Source organism: Blastococcus colisei, assembly GCF_006717095.1.
In the GTDB taxonomy this organism is placed as follows: domain Bacteria; phylum Actinomycetota; class Actinomycetes; order Mycobacteriales; family Geodermatophilaceae; genus Blastococcus_B; species Blastococcus_B colisei.
Genome location: NZ_VFQE01000001.1, coordinates 3,529,311 through 3,547,409, shown reverse-complemented (window position 1 = coordinate 3,547,409; position 18,099 = coordinate 3,529,311). Strand labels below are relative to the sequence as shown.

At 72.9% G+C, this 18,099-nt stretch carries 19 protein-coding genes and 1 tRNA gene; 13 read left to right on the top strand and 7 right to left on the bottom strand.

Annotated features, from left to right (window positions below):
• Positions 1 to 28 precede the first annotated feature (28 nt).
• Positions 29 to 694, top strand: a complete 666-nt coding sequence (locus FHU33_RS16905) for a mycothiol-dependent nitroreductase Rv2466c family protein (protein ID WP_142026374.1) — start codon at positions 29 to 31, stop codon at positions 692 to 694.
• 15 nt (positions 695 to 709) lie between these two features.
• Here the strand turns inward: FHU33_RS16905 and FHU33_RS16900 are convergent, their stop codons facing one another.
• Positions 710 to 2,380, bottom strand: a complete 1,671-nt coding sequence (locus tag FHU33_RS16900; RefSeq protein ID WP_142026373.1) for an MFS transporter — start codon at positions 2,378 to 2,380, stop codon at positions 710 to 712.
• 219 nt (positions 2,381 to 2,599) lie between these two features.
• Here FHU33_RS16900 and FHU33_RS16895 point away from each other — a divergent pair, with 219 nt between their 5' ends.
• On the top strand, positions 2,600 to 3,361 hold the full coding sequence (locus FHU33_RS16895; protein ID WP_142026372.1) for an SDR family oxidoreductase: 762 nt from the start codon (positions 2,600 to 2,602) through the stop codon (positions 3,359 to 3,361).
• Positions 3,362 to 3,490: 129 nt separating this feature from the next.
• On the opposite strand, the gene FHU33_RS16890 is transcribed toward FHU33_RS16895, so the two are convergent.
• On the bottom strand, positions 3,491 to 4,162 hold the full coding sequence (locus FHU33_RS16890; RefSeq protein WP_142026371.1) for a DUF429 domain-containing protein: 672 nt from the start codon (positions 4,160 to 4,162) through the stop codon (positions 3,491 to 3,493).
• Positions 4,163 to 4,188: 26 nt separating this feature from the next.
• Here FHU33_RS16890 and FHU33_RS16885 point away from each other — a divergent pair, with 26 nt between their 5' ends.
• Entirely contained in the window at positions 4,189 to 4,668 is a 480-nt protein-coding gene (locus FHU33_RS16885; protein WP_142026370.1) for a ribose-5-phosphate isomerase, read from the top strand.
• A 63-nt stretch (positions 4,669 to 4,731) separates the two neighbouring features.
• Here FHU33_RS16885 and FHU33_RS16880 read toward each other — a convergent pair whose 3' ends face one another.
• Positions 4,732 to 5,976: a GNAT family N-acetyltransferase gene (locus FHU33_RS16880; RefSeq protein ID WP_142026369.1), complete on the bottom strand. Its 1,245-nt coding sequence runs from the start codon at positions 5,974 to 5,976 to the stop codon at positions 4,732 to 4,734.
• A gap of 145 nt (positions 5,977 to 6,121) precedes the next feature.
• Between FHU33_RS16880 and FHU33_RS16875 the strand changes: the two genes are divergently transcribed.
• From FHU33_RS16875 to FHU33_RS16865, 3 genes are all read left to right on the top strand, one after another.
• Entirely contained in the window at positions 6,122 to 7,795 is a 1,674-nt protein-coding gene (locus FHU33_RS16875) for an MDR/zinc-dependent alcohol dehydrogenase-like family protein (RefSeq protein WP_246063746.1), read from the top strand.
• A gap of 74 nt (positions 7,796 to 7,869) precedes the next feature.
• Entirely contained in the window at positions 7,870 to 8,853 is a 984-nt protein-coding gene (locus FHU33_RS16870) for a sigma-70 family RNA polymerase sigma factor (RefSeq protein ID WP_142026368.1), read from the top strand.
• Positions 8,854 to 8,937: 84 nt separating this feature from the next.
• Entirely contained in the window at positions 8,938 to 9,315 is a 378-nt protein-coding gene (locus FHU33_RS16865; RefSeq protein WP_142026367.1) for a VOC family protein, read from the top strand.
• 33 nt (positions 9,316 to 9,348) lie between these two features.
• On the opposite strand, the gene FHU33_RS16860 is transcribed toward FHU33_RS16865, so the two are convergent.
• The gene (locus FHU33_RS16860) at positions 9,349 to 10,803 is read right to left on the bottom strand and encodes a CopD family protein (protein ID WP_142026366.1); all 1,455 of its coding nucleotides are present in this window, start codon (positions 10,801 to 10,803) and stop codon (positions 9,349 to 9,351) included.
• Entirely contained in the window at positions 10,800 to 11,432 is a 633-nt protein-coding gene (locus tag FHU33_RS16855; protein WP_170182490.1) for a copper resistance CopC family protein, read from the bottom strand. The genes FHU33_RS16860 and FHU33_RS16855 overlap by 4 nt, the downstream gene beginning before the upstream one ends.
• Before the next feature lie 420 nt (positions 11,433 to 11,852).
• Between FHU33_RS16855 and FHU33_RS16850 the strand changes: the two genes are divergently transcribed.
• The 4 genes from FHU33_RS16850 to FHU33_RS16835 all read left to right on the top strand — a co-directional run bounded on the left by FHU33_RS16850 (position 11,853) and on the right by FHU33_RS16835 (position 14,198).
• Positions 11,853 to 12,623, top strand: a complete 771-nt coding sequence (locus FHU33_RS16850) for a hypothetical protein (RefSeq protein WP_142026364.1) — start codon at positions 11,853 to 11,855, stop codon at positions 12,621 to 12,623.
• A 97-nt stretch (positions 12,624 to 12,720) separates the two neighbouring features.
• Positions 12,721 to 13,443 (top strand): class F sortase, encoded by a 723-nt coding sequence (locus FHU33_RS16845; RefSeq protein ID WP_246063744.1) that lies wholly within the window; start codon positions 12,721 to 12,723, stop codon positions 13,441 to 13,443.
• Between the two features lie 220 nt (positions 13,444 to 13,663).
• Positions 13,664 to 13,897, top strand: coding sequence for a hypothetical protein (locus FHU33_RS16840; RefSeq protein WP_142026363.1), 234 nt, complete (start codon positions 13,664 to 13,666; stop codon positions 13,895 to 13,897).
• Positions 13,887 to 14,198, top strand: coding sequence for a type II toxin-antitoxin system PemK/MazF family toxin (locus FHU33_RS16835; protein WP_142026362.1), 312 nt, complete (start codon positions 13,887 to 13,889; stop codon positions 14,196 to 14,198). Before FHU33_RS16840 ends, FHU33_RS16835 begins: the two co-directional genes overlap by 11 nt.
• A gap of 451 nt (positions 14,199 to 14,649) precedes the next feature.
• On the opposite strand, the gene FHU33_RS16825 is transcribed toward FHU33_RS16835, so the two are convergent.
• The gene (locus tag FHU33_RS16825) at positions 14,650 to 15,129 is read right to left on the bottom strand and encodes a DUF6326 family protein (protein WP_142026361.1); all 480 of its coding nucleotides are present in this window, start codon (positions 15,127 to 15,129) and stop codon (positions 14,650 to 14,652) included.
• Between the two features lie 188 nt (positions 15,130 to 15,317).
• Here FHU33_RS16825 and FHU33_RS16820 point away from each other — a divergent pair, with 188 nt between their 5' ends.
• The 3 genes from FHU33_RS16820 (at position 15,318) to FHU33_RS16810 (ending at position 17,954) form a co-directional block, all read left to right on the top strand.
• Positions 15,318 to 16,451, top strand: coding sequence for a sensor histidine kinase (locus FHU33_RS16820; RefSeq protein ID WP_142026360.1), 1,134 nt, complete (start codon positions 15,318 to 15,320; stop codon positions 16,449 to 16,451).
• Between the two features lie 8 nt (positions 16,452 to 16,459).
• Positions 16,460 to 17,101: a response regulator gene (locus FHU33_RS16815; RefSeq protein WP_246063742.1), complete on the top strand. Its 642-nt coding sequence runs from the start codon at positions 16,460 to 16,462 to the stop codon at positions 17,099 to 17,101.
• A gap of 457 nt (positions 17,102 to 17,558) precedes the next feature.
• A complete protein-coding gene (locus FHU33_RS16810; protein WP_170182489.1) occupies positions 17,559 to 17,954 on the top strand; it encodes a DUF4386 family protein in 396 nt (131 codons plus the stop codon).
• On the opposite strand, the gene FHU33_RS16805 is transcribed toward FHU33_RS16810, so the two are convergent.
• Positions 17,943 to 18,016, bottom strand: a tRNA-Gly gene (locus FHU33_RS16805). The two genes, FHU33_RS16810 and FHU33_RS16805, sit on opposite strands and share 12 nt — an antisense overlap.
• Positions 18,017 to 18,099: the final 83 nt, after the last annotated feature.

Genomic DNA, 18,099 nt, shown 5'->3' with positions numbered 1-18,099 from the left:
CGGCCGACCCGACGTGAGGAGACCGACGATGACCGAGGCAGTGCAGAGCGCCCCCACCACGGCCCGCGTGGACTTCTGGTTCGACCCGCTGTGCCCGTGGGCCTGGCTCACCAGCCGGTGGGTGCTCGAGGCGGCCAAGGTGCGCGACATCGACCTGCACTGGCACGTCATGTCCCTCGCCGTCCTCAACCGCGGGCGGGAACTGCCCGAGGACTACGCCGAGATGATGAAGCAGGCGATCGGGCCCGTCCGGGTCGCGATCGCCGCCGCCCAGCAGCACGGTGACGAGGTGCTCGGGAACCTCTACACCGCGATGGGCACGCTCCGGCACCACGAGGGGCTGGAGCTGGACGAGCTCATCGCCCCGGCGCTCGAGCGGGCCGGGCTGCCGGCGTCGTTGATCGAGGCCGCCACCTCCACCGAGTACGACCAGGCGCTGGAGAAGAGCCACCACGAGGGCATGGATCCGGTGGGCGACGACGTCGGCACCCCGGTCATGCACATCGACGGCGTCGCGTTCTTCGGCCCGGTGATCAGCAAGGTGCCGACCGGCGAGGACGCCGGCAAGGCGTTCGACGGCGCGGTCCTGCTGGCCAACCTTCCCGACTTCTGGGAGCTCAAGCGCACCCGGCTCTCCGGTCCCGACATGGACTCGGTGCCCGCCGACACCCTGGAGCTCACCGCCCGCCGCTGAGGCCGCCCGCGGGCCCTACTCGCGGGTGCCTGCGACGCGGGCCTGGGTGGACGGGCCGGCGCCGTCCTCCCTCGGGGCATCCGTCTGCAGCGGGACCTCCGGCGGTCCTCCGGGGACGGGTGCCGCCCCCGGGGTGACGTCGGTGGCCAGTTCCTCGTGCCCGATGGAGAGGCCGACCAGGATGACCGCGGTGACAGCGGCCATCATCCAGAGGGCCACGCCGAAGGCCTCGGAGGTGCCGAACGCCTGCGCCTCCAGGGCGGCCGCCGGGCCAGGCGGAGCGCCGGCCGCGGCCAGTTCGGCGGTGCGCTCGCTGATCCCGTTGGCGAACACCGTGCCCAGGACGGCGATGCCCATGGCGCCGCCGACCTGCTGCACCGTGTTGAGCACGGCCGAGCCCACGCCGGCGTCACCCGGGTCGACCCGGCTGACCGCCGTCAGGGTGAGCGGCACGAACAGCAGGCCCATCCCGACCGCCTGGACGACGACCCACGGCAGCAGGTCGGTCGCGTACCCTGCGCCGACGTCCATCTGGCTGTAGCCCCACATCGCCAGGACCGACAGCGCTCCGCCGGAACCCGCGATCCAGCGGGGATCGACCCGGGAGGCCAGCGCCGAGGCCACCTGCGCGGCGACCACGATGCCGACGGTGAACGGCAGGAACGCGATGCCGGCCTCCAGCGGGCTGTAGCCGAGCACCTGCTGCACGAACAGCGACACGAACAGGAACATCGCGAAGATCGCCGCACCGGTGACGAGCATGACCGCGAAGCTCACCGCCCTCGTCCGGTCGGCGATCACCCGCATCGGCAGCAACGCGTGCGGGGAGCGGGCCTCGATCACGAAGAAGGCGACCAGCAGCAGGACGCCGGCGACGACCGGGCCGTAGACGAGGGTGTCCGACCACTCCTGGGGCAGCCCGGTGTCGGCATCGGTCTGGGCCTTGCGGTTGAAACCGTAGACGACGGCGGCCAGCCCGAGGGTCGCGGTCAGCGCTCCGGGGAGGTCCCAGCGGCCCGGCTGAGGCTCGGACTCGGCCAGGAACCGGGGCGCCAGCACCGCGACGGCGAGGCCGATCGGCACGTTGATCAGCATCGTCCAGCGCCACGAGGCCTCGGTGAGCGCGCCGCCGAGGATGAGCCCGACCGCCGCGCCGGCACCGGACATGGCCGCGTAGACGGCGAAGGCCCGGTTCCGCGGCGGACCGGCCGGGAACGTCGTGGTGATCAGCGCCAGCGCCGTGGGTGAGGCTGCTGCTGCGCCGCCGCCCTGCAGGGCGCGGGCGGCGAGGAGCTGCCACTGCTCCTGGGCGAGACCGGCGAGCAGCGAGCCGACGGAGAACAGCAGCACCCCCGCGAAGAACACCTTGCGGCGACCGATGACGTCGCCGAGCCGGCCCCCGAGCAGCAGCAGGCCGCCGAAGGCGATGGCGTACGCGGTGACCACCCAGGTGAGGTCGGCATCGGTGATCGCCAGTTCGTCCTGGATGCGGGGGAGCGCGATGTTCACCACCGACCCGTCGAGCACCACCATGAGCTGGACGGTGCTGATCAGGACGAGGGCGACCCACAGCGGGTGTCCGCCGGGTCCCGTGCGCGCCTCCGCCGCGGGTGGGGCTGCGGCGCTGGACGACGGCTCGTCCGCGGGGAGCCGTGGATCGGGGATGTCTGGGCGACGGGTCCTCATGGGTGTCCTCCGTGCAGAGCCGGCCCCCGTGCTGGTCGAGAACGCGACGCGGGGCCTCGGCCTCGGACCGCGCGGGACGCTACCGAGGCGCGCGGCGTCCCAGAATGCTCAGCGGTTCGCGGGTCCAGCCGGTTGCGGCGCGTACTGCGCAACTGCGACGGGTCGGTCACGCCGTGGGGTCGGACGCCGGGTCCAAGGACCCTGCGGCATGCTGTCGCGGTGCCGAACCCCGCCCGTCAGCGCATCCTCATCACCGGCGCGAGCTCCGGCCTCGGCGAGGGCATGGCCCGCCGGTTCGCCGCCATGGGCCGCGACCTGGCGCTCGTCGCCCGACGCACCGAGCTGCTCGAGTCGCTGAAGAAGGAGCTGCTCGCCGCGCACCCCGGCATCCGGGTGACGACGGCGGCGCTCGACGTCGACGATCCCGAGACCGTGGCCCGGGTGATCCCGGCCCTCGCCACCGAGCTGGGCGGCCTCGACCGCGTGATCGTCAACGCCGGCATCGGGAAGGGCGCCTCGATCGGCACCGGCAAGGCGGGAGCGAACCGGGCCGTCCTGCACACGAACGTCCTCGGGGCCCACGCCCAGTGCGAGGCCGCCATGGAGGTCTTCCGCGCCCAGGGCGCGGGCCACCTGGTGCTGATCTCCTCCGTGGCCTCCGTCCGGGGCATGCCGGGCACCCGGACGGCGTACGGCGCCAGCAAGGCCGCGGTCAACGCCCTCGCCGAGGGGATCCGCTCCGACGTGTGGGGGAGCGGCATCGTCGTGACGACGATCCTGCCCGGCTACATCGCCACCGACATCAACGTCGGCCGGCGCGGTCCGTTCACCGTCGACCTCGACACGGGTGTCGATGCGCTGACCGCGGCGATCGAGCGCGAGCCCGCCAAGGCCTACGTCCCCGGGTGGCCGTGGACGCCGATCGCGCGGCTGCTGCGCGTGCTGCCGCTCTCGGTGGTCCGCCGCCTCACCGGTTCCTGAGGGGAACGTCGAGCCGGGCCGCGCAGGGTTGAGCCGCGGGCTGACGCGGCTCAACCCTGCACGGCCCGGGTCGACCCGTAGGTACACAGTCGGGACGCTCACCGGATCCCGAGGATCGGAGGCCGTCCGTTACCAGCAGATCCGCATCGGGCGGCCGCGGCTGTCGACGGCGCCGTCCCCGACACACTCGCCGTCGCCACGTGCCAGGCGGGCGGCCGACCACGCCGCGGCGCACGCGTCCAGCGCGTCGATGACCGGCACGCCCACCGGCGCCCCGAGCAGCGCCGCCTCGACGTCCATGACCGGGCGCAGCGCCTGCAGTCGCTGCACGGTTCCGCGAGCGGAACCCTTCCGGTCACGCACCCCGTCCGACAGCGCGCGGAACGCCAGCTCGGGGTGCACCTCCACCACCCGATCGGTCGGTGGCTCGCCCAGGGCGTCGTCCAGTGCCCGGATCGACTTCACGAGCTGGAAGGCCTGGGCCGAGGGCGCCCGCGGCGGGTCGGTGCGCGCCCGCGAGATGGCACGGGCCTCGGCGTAGTCGTCGGTGGCGAGCACCGCGCGGACCGGCGTCGGGAAGACCGAGCTGCTCAGCGGACCCAGCAGCCTGCGCGCCGCGACGTCGCAGGCGCGCACGCCGTCGTCGGAGAGGCCGATCGGCATGTCGATGGCGATCAGTTCGACGTCCGGGACGGCGAGCACCGCGGCGACGTCCTCCAGCGCGAGCAGCGTGACCGAGCGGCCCTCCAACCGGGCGCCGACCCAGGACCCCCGCCACCCGTCGACCCCCAGCACCGCCACGGCGCGAGCCTGACAGACTCGCCGCCGTGCGCGTCTTCATCGGTACCGACCATGCCGGCCTCGAGTTCAAGGACCACCTCAAGCAGGCGCTCGCCGACGCCGGCCACGACCCGGTCGACTGCGGCGCGTTCGAGTTCGACGCCCAGGACGACTACCCCCCCTTCTGCTTCGAGGTGGGGGAGCGGACCGTGACCGAGCCGGGCAGCCTCGGCGTCGTCATCGGGGGCTCGGGCAACGGCGAGCAGATCGCGGCGAACAAGGTGCCCGGCGTCCGTGCCGCGCTCGTGTGGAACACCGCCACCGCGCAGCTGGCCCGCCAGCACAACGACGCGAACGTGGTCTCCATCGGTGCCCGCCAGCACAGTCCCGAGGAGGCGACCGAGTTGGTGCTCGAATTCCTGCGCACCGACTTCAGCGGCGACGAGCGGCACGTCCGCCGGATCGGCCTGATCAGCGACTACGAGCGCGACCGCCACCGCCCGGCCGGTGGCCAGCCCACCAGGTGAGCTGATGGAACGGCCCCGCTGCAGGGTCCCGCGCCGAGCGGGCGAGGCGCTTGGGGGCCTTCGTCAGAAGTCGTCCGGGCACCAGGGGGTCACCGGCCAGCGGAACGCCGTGGCGGCCAGCGTCACTGCGCCAGGGCTGATCTCGGTGACCCGCCCGGCGGCCTGCAGCGTGGCCAGCGACGTGCCGCCCAGGTAGGCCGCGGACACCTCCTCGATGCCGAGGACGATGTCGGGGTCGCGGTCGGTCGGGCCGCAGTAGGCCCCGGCCGGGTGTCCCGACAGCCGCCAGCGACCGGTGTTCCACGGGCAGAACCGGTCGCGGACCTCGAGCACCAGGTCGATCGGCGCCGGGTACCGGCGGGCCGACAGCGCCCGGCCGACGTCGACCAGCCGGACCCACAGCCCGTCGCGGACGGGACCGGTCAGCGCCCGGGCGTCGGTGACGAGGTGGCGGACCGGGTCGTCGGGGAACGCCCGCTGCACGCGGACGGTGCTCACCAGGTCGATCGAGAGCAGCACCTGCCACAGCGAGGCGTATGCGGGCGTGCTGAGTGCGCGCACCTCCTCGACGGTGAGCGTGCCGTCGGGGTGGCCGGTGTCGGTCCAGTTCTCCTTCATCCGGTAGGCGGCGTAGCCGGTGACCGTCCCGTCCTCCTCGGTGTGCAGCAGGAACCGAAGGGCCGTGGCGCCGTGCCGGTGCTCCGGCAGGTCGAGCAGCAGGCGGTCCCACCAGCGGTCGTCCCGCGCCATGTTGCCCGGCACGAAGCGGCGCACCTTCTCGTGCACGGCGACCGCGGCCGGCCGGTAGGCGGCCTGGTCGACGAGCGTGACCCGGCCGGTGCCGAGGTCGACGTCGGGGCGCAGGCGCAGCCGGGCGGTCGGTCCGGCGAGCGGGGCGCGGACGGTCGCCGGCGCGTAGCCGAACCGGCCGTAGATGGTGTGCTCGGACGCCCACAGCGCCGCGACCGGCTCGCGCTCCTGCTCGTGCAGCTCGGTCAGCTGGCGCCGCATCATCGCCGTCAGGACGCCGCGCCGGCGGTGGGTGGGGGCGACGGTCACCCAGGTGACGCCGGCGCAGGGCACGACGGCGCCGGGCACGCTCAGCTCACGGCTGTAGATGCCGGAGGTGGCCACGACCCGGCCGTCCTCCCAGAGACCCAGGGAGCGGTCCAGCTCGGCGACCGGCGAGGGGCTGTCGAGATAGGGCCCGGTCGGCGTCTCGCCGAATGCACCCGTCATCGCCTGCAGGAAGTCGGGCCACTCCGCAGGAGACGCCGGTCGCAGCTGGTCGTAGAGGTCGTCGGCCACGGGACTTGTCTACCGGGCGGGTCCGACGGTTCGCCAACGAGTTCCGCCGGGCGCGATGGCCGGGCGCACTAAGCTCGCCAGGAGCCGAGCGTGCCGCCGTCGTCGCGCCCCTGCGCCACCGGCATGCCGGCGGACGGAGGAGCCCGTGCGCCTGCGCGCCACCCTGGCCGGTCTGGCCACCGCCTCGCTCGTCGTCGGCTGCACCTCGGACGCAGCCGACAGCGACGAGGCCGACGCCCCCCGGGACGCCGCGCAGGTGGTGACGTCGCCGCCGGACGCGGCCTTCACGCTGGTCGCCGATGCGGAGGCAGTGGCCTCGGCCGTGGCGACGAGCCGGGCCCTTTTCGACAGCGCCGACGTGACCGTCGTGGCGCGGGACGGCGATACCGCGGGGACCCTGCTGGCGGCTTCCGCGGCGGTGGGCCTGGGTGTTCCGCTGCTGCTGGAGCCCGCCGGCGGGGCGGTGGCCGCCGAGGTGGCGGCCGAGCTGGACCGGCTGGGGACGGTGACGGTGCTCGCCGTCGGCGATGCGGCGGGGACCGCGTCGGACGAGTCGGCCGGTGCGGGCGGACCCGAGGTCGTGCAGGTGCCTGCGGACCCGGACGCCGTCGCCGCGGCCACCGGGCTGGAGTGGACGGCGGAGTCGGTGGCGGCGGACGGGGAGGCCGCCGCCGTCGCCGCGCTGGACCCCGACGAGCTGGTCGCTCTGCAGGGCGACGGCGCGACCGCGCCGGCGTCAGGCGACGGGACGGACGCCGAACTGCCGGCCGTGGACCGCGCGGACGAGCTGTCCGGGACGGTGGTCCTGGCCGGCGACGGGCCGGAGTCCCTGGCCGGGATCGCCACTGCGCGGGCCGCCGGCGCTCGGGTCGTGCTGACCGGCGAGCAGACCGACCCCCGCGCATCGGCGGACGTCGTCGAGTCGTTGTCGGAGGAGCAGCCGGAGTCCGTCGTCGCGCTGGGCGCCGGTTTCGCCGCCGAGGACGGGCTCGAGTGGAAGCTCGAGACGGCCGCCACGGGCACCCAGCTGCCCGGTGGCGGACAGCTGCTCTTCCCGGGCCGGATGCTGGTCGCCCTCTACGGCCATCCCGGCACGGGCGCCCTCGGCGTGCTGGGCGAACAGCCGCTCGACGCGGCGATCGAGCGGGCACGCGCGCACGCCGCTCCCTACGAGCCGCTGGTCGAGGCCACGGTCGTGCCGGCGTTCGAGATCATCGCCACCGTCGCGTCGTCGTCCGCGGGTGCGGACGGCGACTACTCGGCCGAGGCCGATCCCGAGTTCCTCCGCCCGTGGGTCGAGGCGGCCGGGGAGGCGGGGCTGTACGTCGTGCTCGACCTCCAGCCGGGGCGCACGGACTTCGTCACCCAGGCCGAGCTGTACCGCTCCCTGCTGGAGCTGCCGCACGTCGGGCTCGCGCTGGACCCGGAGTGGCGGCTGGGCCCGGGCGAGGTGCACCTGACCCAGATCGGCTCGGTGGAGATCGACGAGGTCAACCGGGTCATCACCTGGCTCGCCGACCTCACCCGCGAGAACGCCCTGCCGCAGAAGCTGCTGGTCCTGCACCAGTTCCGGCTCGACATGCTCCCCGGCCGCGAACGGGTCGACACCTCCCGCGACGAGCTCGCGGTGATGATCCACGCGGACGGGCAGGGTGGTCAGGGCGACAAGCAGGCCACCTGGCGCGCGCTGCAAGAGACGGCGCCGCCGGGGTTGTACTGGGGCTGGAAGAACTTCTACGACGAGGACCTGCCGATGCTCACGCCCGAGCAGACGATCGGGCAGGTCAGCCCCGTTCCCGAGCTGGTCACCTACCAGTAGGACGACGACCCTCCCGAACTGTCGGTGTCCTGTGGTGTGCTGGCGCGCACACCTACTGCGAGGAGTGGTCTCAGGTGACCAGCGTCGCGATCGGCCCGGCGGATCAGCTCGATCCCCGCCTGCTCGAGCACCGTCGTGAGCTGACGGGTTTCTGCTACCGCATGCTCGGTTCCTCCTTCGACGCCGAGGACGCGGTGCAGGAGACGCTGGTCCGGGCCTGGCGGGGCCTGAGCGACTTCGAGGGCCGGTCGGCACTGCGGTCCTGGCTCTACCGGATCGCCACCAACGTCTGCCTCGACCAGCTGTCCGGCCGGCAGCGCCGGGCGCTGCCGATGGACCTGGCCGGCTCCCCGTTCCCGCCGGTGCAGGCCTCGCTCGCCGGACGGCGTCCCGCCACGGCCTGGATCGAGCCGGTGCTCGACCGGCAGGTACTCCTCGAGGACGGCGACCCCGCGGAGCACGCCGTGGCCAAGGAGTCGATCAGGCTTGCCTTCGTCGCTGCCCTGCAGCACCTGCCCCCGCGCCAGCGGGCCGTGCTGATCCTCCGCGAGGTGCTGCGGTGGAAGGCCGACGAGGTGGCCCAGCTGCTCGACACGACGGTGGCGTCGGTCAACAGCGCCCTGCAGCGCGCCCGGGCCACGCTGGCCGCGGCGGGCGGTGTGCCCGCACCCCGGGCGCTGGACGCCGACGACCGGGAGCTGCTCGCGCGCTACGTCGACGCGTTCGAGCGCTACGACATCGACGCCTTCGTCCGGCTGCTGCACGAGGACGCCACCCAGCACATGCCGCCGTTCGAGATGTGGCTGCGCGGCCGCGACGACATCGGCACCTGGATGCTGGGCCCGGGCGCCGGCTGCCGGGGGGCGGTGGTCGTGCCGCTCAGCGCCAACGGCACGCCGGCCTTCGCGCAGTACCGCCCACGGGAGGGGGGTGGCCACGAGCCGTGGGCGTTGCACGTGCTCGAGCTGGCGGACGGGCGGATCGCCCACATCTCGAGCTTCCTCGACCTCGACACCCCGCTGTTCCGGACGCTCGGCCTCCCGACGCTCGTGGACTGACCCGTCGGCGCGGCGGACCGGCCACCGATGATTCCCGGGTGGACGCTCGGTCCTAGGAGAAGGACCTTCGAGAGGGGACTTCTCATGCTCACCGACAGCCCGGCCTACAGCGGCTTCTCCGTCGACGACCCGGTCGCGGCCCGCCGCTTCTACGAGGAGACGCTGGGGCTCCGCGTCACCGATGAGGCGATGGACGGCATCATGCGGCTCCACCTCGGCGGCGGCACGGACGTGCTGGTATACGCCAAGGCCGACCACGCGCCGGCGACCTTCACGGTGCTCAACTTTCCGGTGCCCGACGTGGAGAAGGCCGTCGACGCGCTGGTCGATCGAGGGGTCCGGTTCGAGCACTACGAGAACCCGCCGACCGACGAGCGGGGCATCATGCGCGCCGGCGGGCCGCTGATCGCCTGGTTCACCGACCCGGCGGGCAACGTCTTCTCGGTGATCCAGGAGGACTGACCGGGCACGCCCGGTTGCGCAGCGGGTATCCGCTCAGCGGACGACGAGCACCCCGGTGAAGGACGCCGAGTGACGGCTCTCGAACGGGTAGCTGCCCGGCTCGTCCGGGGCGGGAAACGTCATGAGGGTCCCTCCGGGGACGACGACGTCGAAGCTGCCGTCGACCGCGGTGATGGTGACCTCCGTGCCCGTGGCGTTGTGCACTGTGACCGCAGTGTCGGGAGACACCGGGGCCGAGACGTGGAAGCGCGTCTCGTCGATCAGCACGGTGACCGACAGATCCCCGTGGTCGTGGCCGGCCATGTCCTCGATACCCGGCTCCGGGGCCGCCGGCCCGGGCTGCGCACCCGGCGCGACCGACTGCGCCACGGCCGGCGGGGAGCTCGCCGCGGGCGGGGGAGAAGCGGACAGGGCCACGGCCAGGGCGATCGTCGCCAGCATGACGACGGCCTCCAGGGCGGCGAAGCGGCGGAAGGCACGTCGCCGACCGGCCCTCAGGGCGGGCAGCGTGCGGCGTCGATGCTGCCAGCCGAACACCCCGAGGGCTGCGAGCCCGGCCGCCTTGCCGACCAGCAGCCAGCCGTAGCCGGTGCCCGTGACCGCGGCCAGCGCATCGGTGTCCCCGCCGAGCACCAGCCACGCGGCCAGCAGCCCGGACGCCCCGGTGGCGAGGAAGCAGACCAGCGCCACCGCGCTGAACCGGGCGGCAGCCGGTGCCAGATCATCGCGGCCGCGTCCGTGCACCAGCAGGGCGATCAGGCCGCCGACCCACACGGCCGCGCTGACCACGTGCACGCTCAGGTTGGTGACCGCCAGCAGGTGGTTGTCGGCAGCGGCGGAGTGGCCGGTGAGGACGGCGGGGACGACCAGGCCCGACAGCGCCACGGCGAGCAGCAGGGCCGCCGACGCAGTGCCGCGGCACCGCCGGGCGACCAGGGCGAGGAAGCCGGCTGCCGCGATCACGGCAACAGCGGCCCGTCCCGCCGCCACGTCAGTGACGAAGATCCGCACCGAGGACGACGTCAGCGAGGTCGGCGGGACGCCGACCAGCTCGCTCACCGTGAAGAGGGCGTTGAGCGCGGTCGCGCCGACCCAGGCCGCCGCCCACAGGGACGCCGCCCGGGCGGCGCGCTGTGCCGCGGCGGGCAGTGCGCGCCCGGGGCCGGGCAGCAGGACGGCGGCGAACAGCAGGGTGCCCACCGTGCCCAGTGCGGCCACCCGCGCGGCCAGCGCGGAGATCGGCAGTCCCAGGTCGACGAGCCGGCCGGACTGGTCCAGCCCCGATGCATCGGCCTGGCCGCCACCGCCCACGGCGAGGGCGAGCAGGAGCAGCGCGACGAGGCCCGCGATGCCCGCGGCCACGGCCCCGAGGACGCGGCCCCGGAGTGGTGCGGCGTCCTCCGGAGCGGCTGCCGTCGAGGTGCCGGCGGCAGCCGTCCCGGGAGCCTCGGCGAGGGCCGTCGCGCCGGCCGCGCGACCGGTCGTCACGGCCGCGCGCGCCGTCGCCGGACGATGAGGACCCCGGCCGCCGCGAGGACCGTGCCCGCGGCGGTCCAGGCCACCGGGGAGGACAGGCCGTCCGTCTCCGACGCGGGTGCCGCAGCGTTCGCGGATCCCGCCGCCGGTGCTGCGGGACCGGGGTCGGACGGGGTCGTGGCTGCCGGCGGCACCGTGGCTGCCGACGGATCCGCTGCTGCGGAGGAGGTCTCCGCGATCGTGAAGGTGGACGTGCCCGACAGGGCGTGACCATCCGAGGAGGTGACGCGCCACTCGACCGTGTAGGTCCCGCTGGGGAGGTCGTCGGAGAGCGGCTGGACGACGCTCGTATCGCGTAGCTCGGCTGCGCCGACGGACACCTGACCGCCGTCCGAACCGCTGACCAGGGCCTGGGTGCCCAGCGCCTGCGGGCGGCCGCTGAACTCGAGCGTCACCTGCGCAGGCGGGACGTCCAGGGTCGCGTCGGCGGACGGGGTGATCGCGACCAGCGCGTCGTGCGCCGAGGCGGAGGTTGCCCCGAATCCGAGCAGGAGGGCGAGGGTGGTCATCACGCCCGCGGCCATGCGTATGGCGAACCTCGAGAGCGCCGTACGGCGGTGGGTGGGCACGTGATCAGCCATGACAGTCCTTCGCATGCGGGGCCACTCCCGGTTCAGGGGCGGTCACCGGTCGCCTCCCTGGGGAGGATGACACGGCCGGGGCAGGTACAGGGGTCGCGGGATGCCTTCGGCGTGGCCGTAGGGCGTCCGGCAGGCCGATCCCCGGAACCGATGTCGCGCAATCGTTTTGAACACGATCGGGTGGTGCGCGTTACCGAGTGAACCGATGCGGGCAGTGCGACCGAACGCTGATCGGACAGCGCGGTGGCGGCCAGTGGCATCGGCCGGGGGACCGCCCGCTGAACGGGTCTTTCCCGACCCAGGCGCCGGCGGCCGCACCACTGCGACCGTCCGATCCACGCGAGAGCGGTTCTGAACCGCTGTCGACGTCGTCGTCCACCCGGGCGCCGACGAGAACCTCTCGATCCAGAGGAGCACATCGTGCGCAAGGCATTCGCTATCCCGACCGTCGCCATCGCGGCAGCCGCGTTCCCGCTGCTGACCATGACGGCCGCCTCCGCCGCCCACGACGGCAGCTACCAGGCCGACCTCGGCGCCCTCAACCAGTCCGGCGTGTCCGGCACCGGCATGGTCACCCTCGAAGGCGACCAGGCCACCGTGATGATCGAGGCGACGGGCCTGCTGGCGGGCTCGCCGCACGCCCAGCACTTCCACATCGGCGCCATGGGCACCTGCCCGACCGACGGCGACGACGCCAACGGCGACGGCTTCGTCAGCACCACCGAAGGTTCCGAGGAGTACGGCGCCATCGGGACGTCGCTGACCACCACGGGCGACACCAGCCCCGACAGCGGGCTCGCGATCGACCGCTTCCCCACGGCCGATGACGGCACGGTCAGCTACGAGCGGACGTTCTCCATCACCCAGGACGTCCAGGAGTCCTTCGCCGCCGGCACCGCGGTGCTGGTCCTGCACGGTGTCGACAAGAACGGCAGCGGTGCCTACGACGGCGACATCATGAGCGACCTCGACCCGTCGCTGCCCATGGAGGCCACCGCTCCCGCTGCGTGTGGTCCCCTGAAGCTGGCGCAGATGGGTACCGCCCCGAGCGGTGGCGCCGAGACGGGCGCCGGCAGCACGTCCGGCACCGAGCAGCAGGCCGCGATGGGCATCGGGGCGCTCGCGCTGACCGGTGCCGCGGCCGCGGGGGCTGTCGCCTACCGCCGTCGCCAGGCCGCCGACCAGGCCTGACCGACCCACCCGCGCCGCGCGGGGGTCACTCGATCCCCGCGCGGCGCAGGCCCCATCTTCTGAAACCGCCGTCGCCGCACCCCCCGGAGGGACTCCCGTGACCGAGCCATCCCGCACCCGTCGCCCGAGCTGGCGCGTCTGGGCGGCCGTCGCCGGCGTCTTCCTGCTGGTAGCCGTGACGGCGGTCGTGCTGGCGGTGACCGGGCAGCAGAGCCCCCCGCAACCGGCCGCAGCGGCGGAGGACCGCTCGGAGTCGGCCGCACCCTCCGAGCCGTCGCCCTCGGCCGCCGGGGAGGCCGCGCCCCCGCCGACGACCCCGCCGTCGGCGCCGTCCGCCGATGCCGCGAGCGAGCAGGTGGCCGAGCCCGTCTCGGTGTCCGTGCCGTCGATCGGCGTCACCAGTGAGCTGCTGCGCCTCGACCTCAACGACGACGGCACCGTCGAGGTGCCGCCGCTGGGACCGAACGACCAGGCCGGCTGGTACCAGCGCGGCCCGGCCCCCGGCGCCGTCGGCCCCGCAGTCATCCTGGGACACGTCGACTCCGCTGAGCACGGCCCCGGCGTCTTCTTCGAGCTCGGTGCGCTGCAGCCGGGAGCCGAGGTGACCGTCGCCCGCGCGGACGGCAGCGTGGCCGTGTTCGCGGTGGACCGGGTGGAGACCCACCCGAAGGACGACTTCCCGACCCTGGAGGTCTACGGCAACACCGAGAACCCCCAGCTGCGCCTGATCACGTGCGGGGGCGACTTCGACTCCGCCGTCCGCAGTTACGAGGACAACGTGATCGCGTTCGCGACGCTGGTGGACGTCCGCCCGGCCTGACGCCGGTGCATGCGTGGAGCGGGTGACCGGGATCGAACCGGCATGGCCAGCTTGGAAGGCTGGGGACTCTGCGTGGTGTCCTTGCTGGTCAGGGGCTCAGCCGACAGCACTCGTGCCTTTCAGTTGCCTTAAGCGCCGCTGAGGCTCGTGTCGGACCCGCCTTCGGGGGCCAGTGCACAGCGCCGTCTCCACGTCTTACTTCCCGTGAGACACTTCGGGAGTGGCCGAGACGATCACCTTCCGCCCCGACGAAGACGCGCGCCGAGCGTTGGCCGTCCTGACGCAAGACGGCACCTCTGTCTCCACAGCCGTTCGAGCGGCCTTGATCGATGCCGCCAAGGCAGCGGCGCAGGACAGGCTGCGCGCCGAGGCCGCTGCGCTGGCAGCCGATGACACCGACCGTGCCGAGAGCGCTCAGGTCCTCCGGGACATGGAGACGCTGCGTGCGTGGTGAGGTCTACCGCCTGCGCTCTCCCCGCGGCGCCCAGGGCCATGAGCAGGCCGGCACCCGCTATGCCGTCGTCGTCCAGTCCAGCCTGCTGCCCCTGTCGACCTGGCTGGTCGCGCCGACGTCCACCTCGGCCCGAGCGGCCACGTTCCGTCCTGAGGTGTCCATCGAGGGCCGCCCAACCCGGGTGCTGGCCGAACAGACGAGTGCGGTGGACCCGCAGCGCTTAGGTGAGTCGGCCGGACACCTCAGCTTCGATGAATTGCGCCAGGTTGACGCCGCGCTGCGCCTGGTCCTCGGCCTGTGACCAACACCCCGCAACCTGTCCCGCCAGCGGCTCACCGCCGAGCACGAGTGATCCCCCACCAGCAGTCGCTCCTCGTGACCAACCTGCTCCTCGAGCGGCTGAAGGGGAGGGCCACGGCCCGCGTGGTCACTGTCTCCTCCCACGCAACCCCGTAGGGCTCCGCGCAGGCGTGACGAATCGCAGTCGGCTGCATGCATCCGGGCTGCAGCCGCTCTGCAACGTGCCGGGGCCATGGTCGGCGCACGGCGGAACCACCGCCCGACCGCGAGGAGCGAGTAAGGACCGACACCATCGACGCGATCACCGCCGATCGCGCGCTCAAGGCCCGGCACCGCGCCATCTGGGCGCTGGGCGACTACCCGGCCGTTGCCACGCAGCTGATGCCCGAGCTGGGTCGGGTGCTGGTCGCCGCGGCGGAGGTCCGACGCGGGGACCGGGCCTGCCTCGAGCGTCACACCCGGGCCTGGGCGAGGTCGCGGCCGGCGGTGGCTCGAGTGGTCCGGGGCCAGGTCCATGCGGCGCGCAGGATGAAGGCCAGGAGCAGCACCTCGAGTCCGATGGAGAGGCCGTAGAAGTAGGAGTAGGTCCAGGACTCCTCGCCGGCCACGTTGTACATCGAGACGGGGATGTAGAGCGTTGCCACGACGAGGTTGGTGGCGCGGTTGACACGGGCGGGCAGTGTCGTGGAGAGCATGATCATGAGGATCGGGATGGCCATGAGCGTGAGCGCAAGGGCGACGAAGGTTGGGCCGGTGTCGAACTCATGGACGACGCCGACCAGGATCTCGTCGATAGAGCCGGGCTTGTACAGGTGGAGGTAGTCGACGTAGATGTAGAGGAACATGAAGCTGGTCCAGGCTGCTGCGAGCTTCGCTTGTACCGGGAGCTGCGCTTGCTGGAATGCGCCGGCGGTTGTGCTGCTTCTGGTCATCACTTCTCCTGTGTGCTGGCGAGCTGGCCAGGTCGGCTCAGTCGATGTCTTCACCATGACCAGCGTTGACAGGCGACACATCCGCCTGCGGGCTCCAGCTGTCCTGGCCGCAGGGACGGGACATCCGCAGTACTTTCGGCTGATCCGCCCGAGCGGCGGCCCCTCTACGTTGGCGGGGAGGGGGAAGCATGCTGGCTGCGTTGTGGGCCGAGCCGCGCCCGGATCGCCCGCCTGCGCGGGTCTGGCGGGACTGGGCTGTCGTGGCGGTTCTCGTCACGAGCTCGTTCGTCGAGATGCTGCTGCGCGACGACAGGGCTTGGGCGCCCTTGGTCCTCAGCGTGAGCCTGGTCGTCGCAGCGTGCCTGCTGTGGCGGCGCACGAGCCCGCTGGCCGCGGTCGCCGTCGCCTTCGGAGCCCTCCTTGCCTTCGATATCGCGAGGATCGTGGCCGTCGATGCCACCGGCCTGCAGAGCATCGCCGGGGTGCTCGTGCTGCCCTACGCCCTCCTGCGCTGGGGGGCAGGTCGCGAGGGTGCCCTCGGACTCGGCATCATCCTCATCTGGCTGCCCGTCACCCTCGTAGTGGACCCGACCTCACCTGCGGAGAGGGTCGCCGGTTACGGCTTCTTCCTGTTCTCGGCCGCCCTCGGCGCGGCAGTGCGCTACCGCACCAGCAGCCGCGTCCGCGAGATCGAGCAGGTGCGGTTGCGCCAGCGCAACGAGCTGGCACGCGAGCTGCATGACACGGTCGGGCACCGCGTCTCGGCGATCGCGGTCCAGGCGCAGGCAGGTCGCGCGCTGTCGGCCGCAGATCCTGTACGCGCGCTGGCCACGCTGGTCACCATCGAGGAGGAGGCTTCCAGGACTCTCAAGGAGATGCGGGCGCTGGTGGGCGTGCTGCGCGATGGGACCGACGCCGATCTCGCCCCCCGCCGGGGCCTGGCGGACATCGAGCGGCTCGCTCGCCCCGGAGGCGAGGTGCTGGGCGTCCGCGTCCAGGTTTCCGGTGACGTCGAGGCCGTCGACCCAGCAGTCAGCACCGCCCTCTACATGATCGCCGCCGAGGCGGTCACCAACGCGACCCGCCACGCCTCAGGCGCCACCCACGTCACCGTCGACGTCACCGCATCCGGCCGTCAGGTGCGCCTGCGAGTGCGCGATGACGGCGAGGCGAGTACGGCCAGCCCTACGCCCGCCGGCTACGGGCTGCGCGGCATGGCCGAGCGGGCGAGCCTGCTCGGCGGCACCCTGCGGGCGGGACCTGACCCGGACAGCGGCTGGAGCGTCGACGCCTCGCTGCCTCTGACGGTTCGCGCGTCATGACCATCCGCGTGCTCGTCGCCGACGACCAGGACATCGTCAGGGCCGGGCTGTGCATGATCCTCAACGCTCAACCGGGAATTACCGTCGTCGGCGAGGCCGCCGACGGCCGTCGGGCCATCTCGATGGCCCGTTCGCTGCGCCCCGATGTGTGCCTGCTGGACATCCGCATGCCCGAGGTCGACGGGATCGAAGCCACCCGGCAGCTCGCCGGAGCCGACATCGCCGATCCTCTGGCCGTCGTCGTCATCACCACCTTCGACCTCGACGAGTACGTCTACGGCGCGCTGAAGGCAGGGGCCCGCGGGTTCCTCCTCAAGGACGCCGGTGCTGAACTGCTCACCCAAGCCGTCCATGCCGCCGCCCGCGGCGACGCCCTGATCGCACCGAACATCACCGCGAGGCTCCTGTCCTCCTTCGCCAACAGCCGCTCACGCTCAGTGCCACCCGAGCCCGTCGAGCCGCTGACCTCTCGGGAGGAACAGGTCCTGCTCGCTGCCGCTCGCGGGAGGACCAACAGCGAGATCGGCGATGAGCTGTCGATCAGCCTCAGCACCGTCAAGACACACATCGCCGCCCTGATGCGCAAGCTCAATGCCCGCAACCGCGTTGAGATCGTCATGTGGGCCTACGAGACGCGCCGCGACACCTGATCCGCTCGCAAGCCCCGAGGCCACAGCGGTGACGCCTCAGCCGAAAGTGCGAGGCGCCGGTCGTCCCCGCGCCCAGGGCAGCACGAGCCCACAGAGGGGATGCGGCCGTCACAAGGCCCCGCCATCGTGACGTCATGCTGATCGGTCGAGGAACGCTGGTGACGGCGGCCAAGCGCTTCGCCCGAGCCGCTGGTGCCGTCTACCTGCTCGTCGTGGTCGTCGCCGCCATCGTCCAGGTGAGCGTGCACGCCGGCATCAACGTCCCCGGAACTGCGAACGCCGGCGCTCAGGACTCCGGCGCCGGCTCGACGCTGCCAGCTGTCACCCGCGACGTCGACGTGTCGATGGCCGTGTCCTTCCTGCTCGTCGGAGTCACGCTGTCACCTGCTGTTCCGGCACGTCGACCGGCGGACTGCGGCGGCCCCGGTCGTCTACCTGGCCGTCGGTCGGGCTGCTCGTGGTCAACCTGCTGTTCCACCATGCCGCGCTGCTGGCTCCCTCCGCCTCCTCCACCGGCGGTCTCGGCGCCCAGAGCGTCAACGGCCTCGTGTCGATGCTGCTGGACCTGAGCGACCGCGGGTACACCGTGGCCGGCGCCGCCCTGGGACTGTGCCTGCTTCCTCTCGGCTCCCTGGCCTACCGGTCAAGCCGGCTACCGCGCGTGATAGGCGCCCTGCTCATCGTCGGCCTGGGCGTCAGCACGCTTACCGCCTACGCATGCCCCGGCCTGCCAGAGCTCGTTCAGCAGGCTCTCGCGCCGCCGCCCATCGCGGACTTCTGGCTGGTCCTGTACCTGGTCGCCAGAGCAGGGCGCGTATGGGCATCTGTGCTGGTCAGAACGTGGAGCGGGTGACCGGGATCGAACCGGCATGGCCAGCTTGGAAGGCTGGGGCTCTACCATTGAGCTACACCCGCGAGACCTGGAAGAGGTCCGCAGTGAGCCTAGCGCGACGCCTGCTGGCGACGTTGCAGGGGCGTGCGGGGTGGGCCTCGCCGTC

Coding starts and splice junctions, on each gene's coding strand:
- FHU33_RS16905 (WP_142026374.1), top strand. CDS start 29: ATGACCGAGGCAGTGCAGAGCGCCCCCACCACGGCCCGCGTGGACTTC.
- FHU33_RS16900 (WP_142026373.1), bottom strand. CDS start 2,380: ATGAGGACCCGTCGCCCAGACATCCCCGATCCACGGCTCCCCGCGGAC.
- FHU33_RS16865 (WP_142026367.1), top strand. CDS start 8,938: ATGCTCACCGACAGCCCGGCCTACAGCGGCTTCTCCGTCGACGACCCG.
- FHU33_RS16855 (WP_170182490.1), bottom strand. CDS start 11,432: ATGGCTGATCACGTGCCCACCCACCGCCGTACGGCGCTCTCGAGGTTC.
- FHU33_RS16825 (WP_142026361.1), bottom strand. CDS start 15,129: ATGACCAGAAGCAGCACAACCGCCGGCGCATTCCAGCAAGCGCAGCTC.
- FHU33_RS16820 (WP_142026360.1), top strand. CDS start 15,318: ATGCTGGCTGCGTTGTGGGCCGAGCCGCGCCCGGATCGCCCGCCTGCG.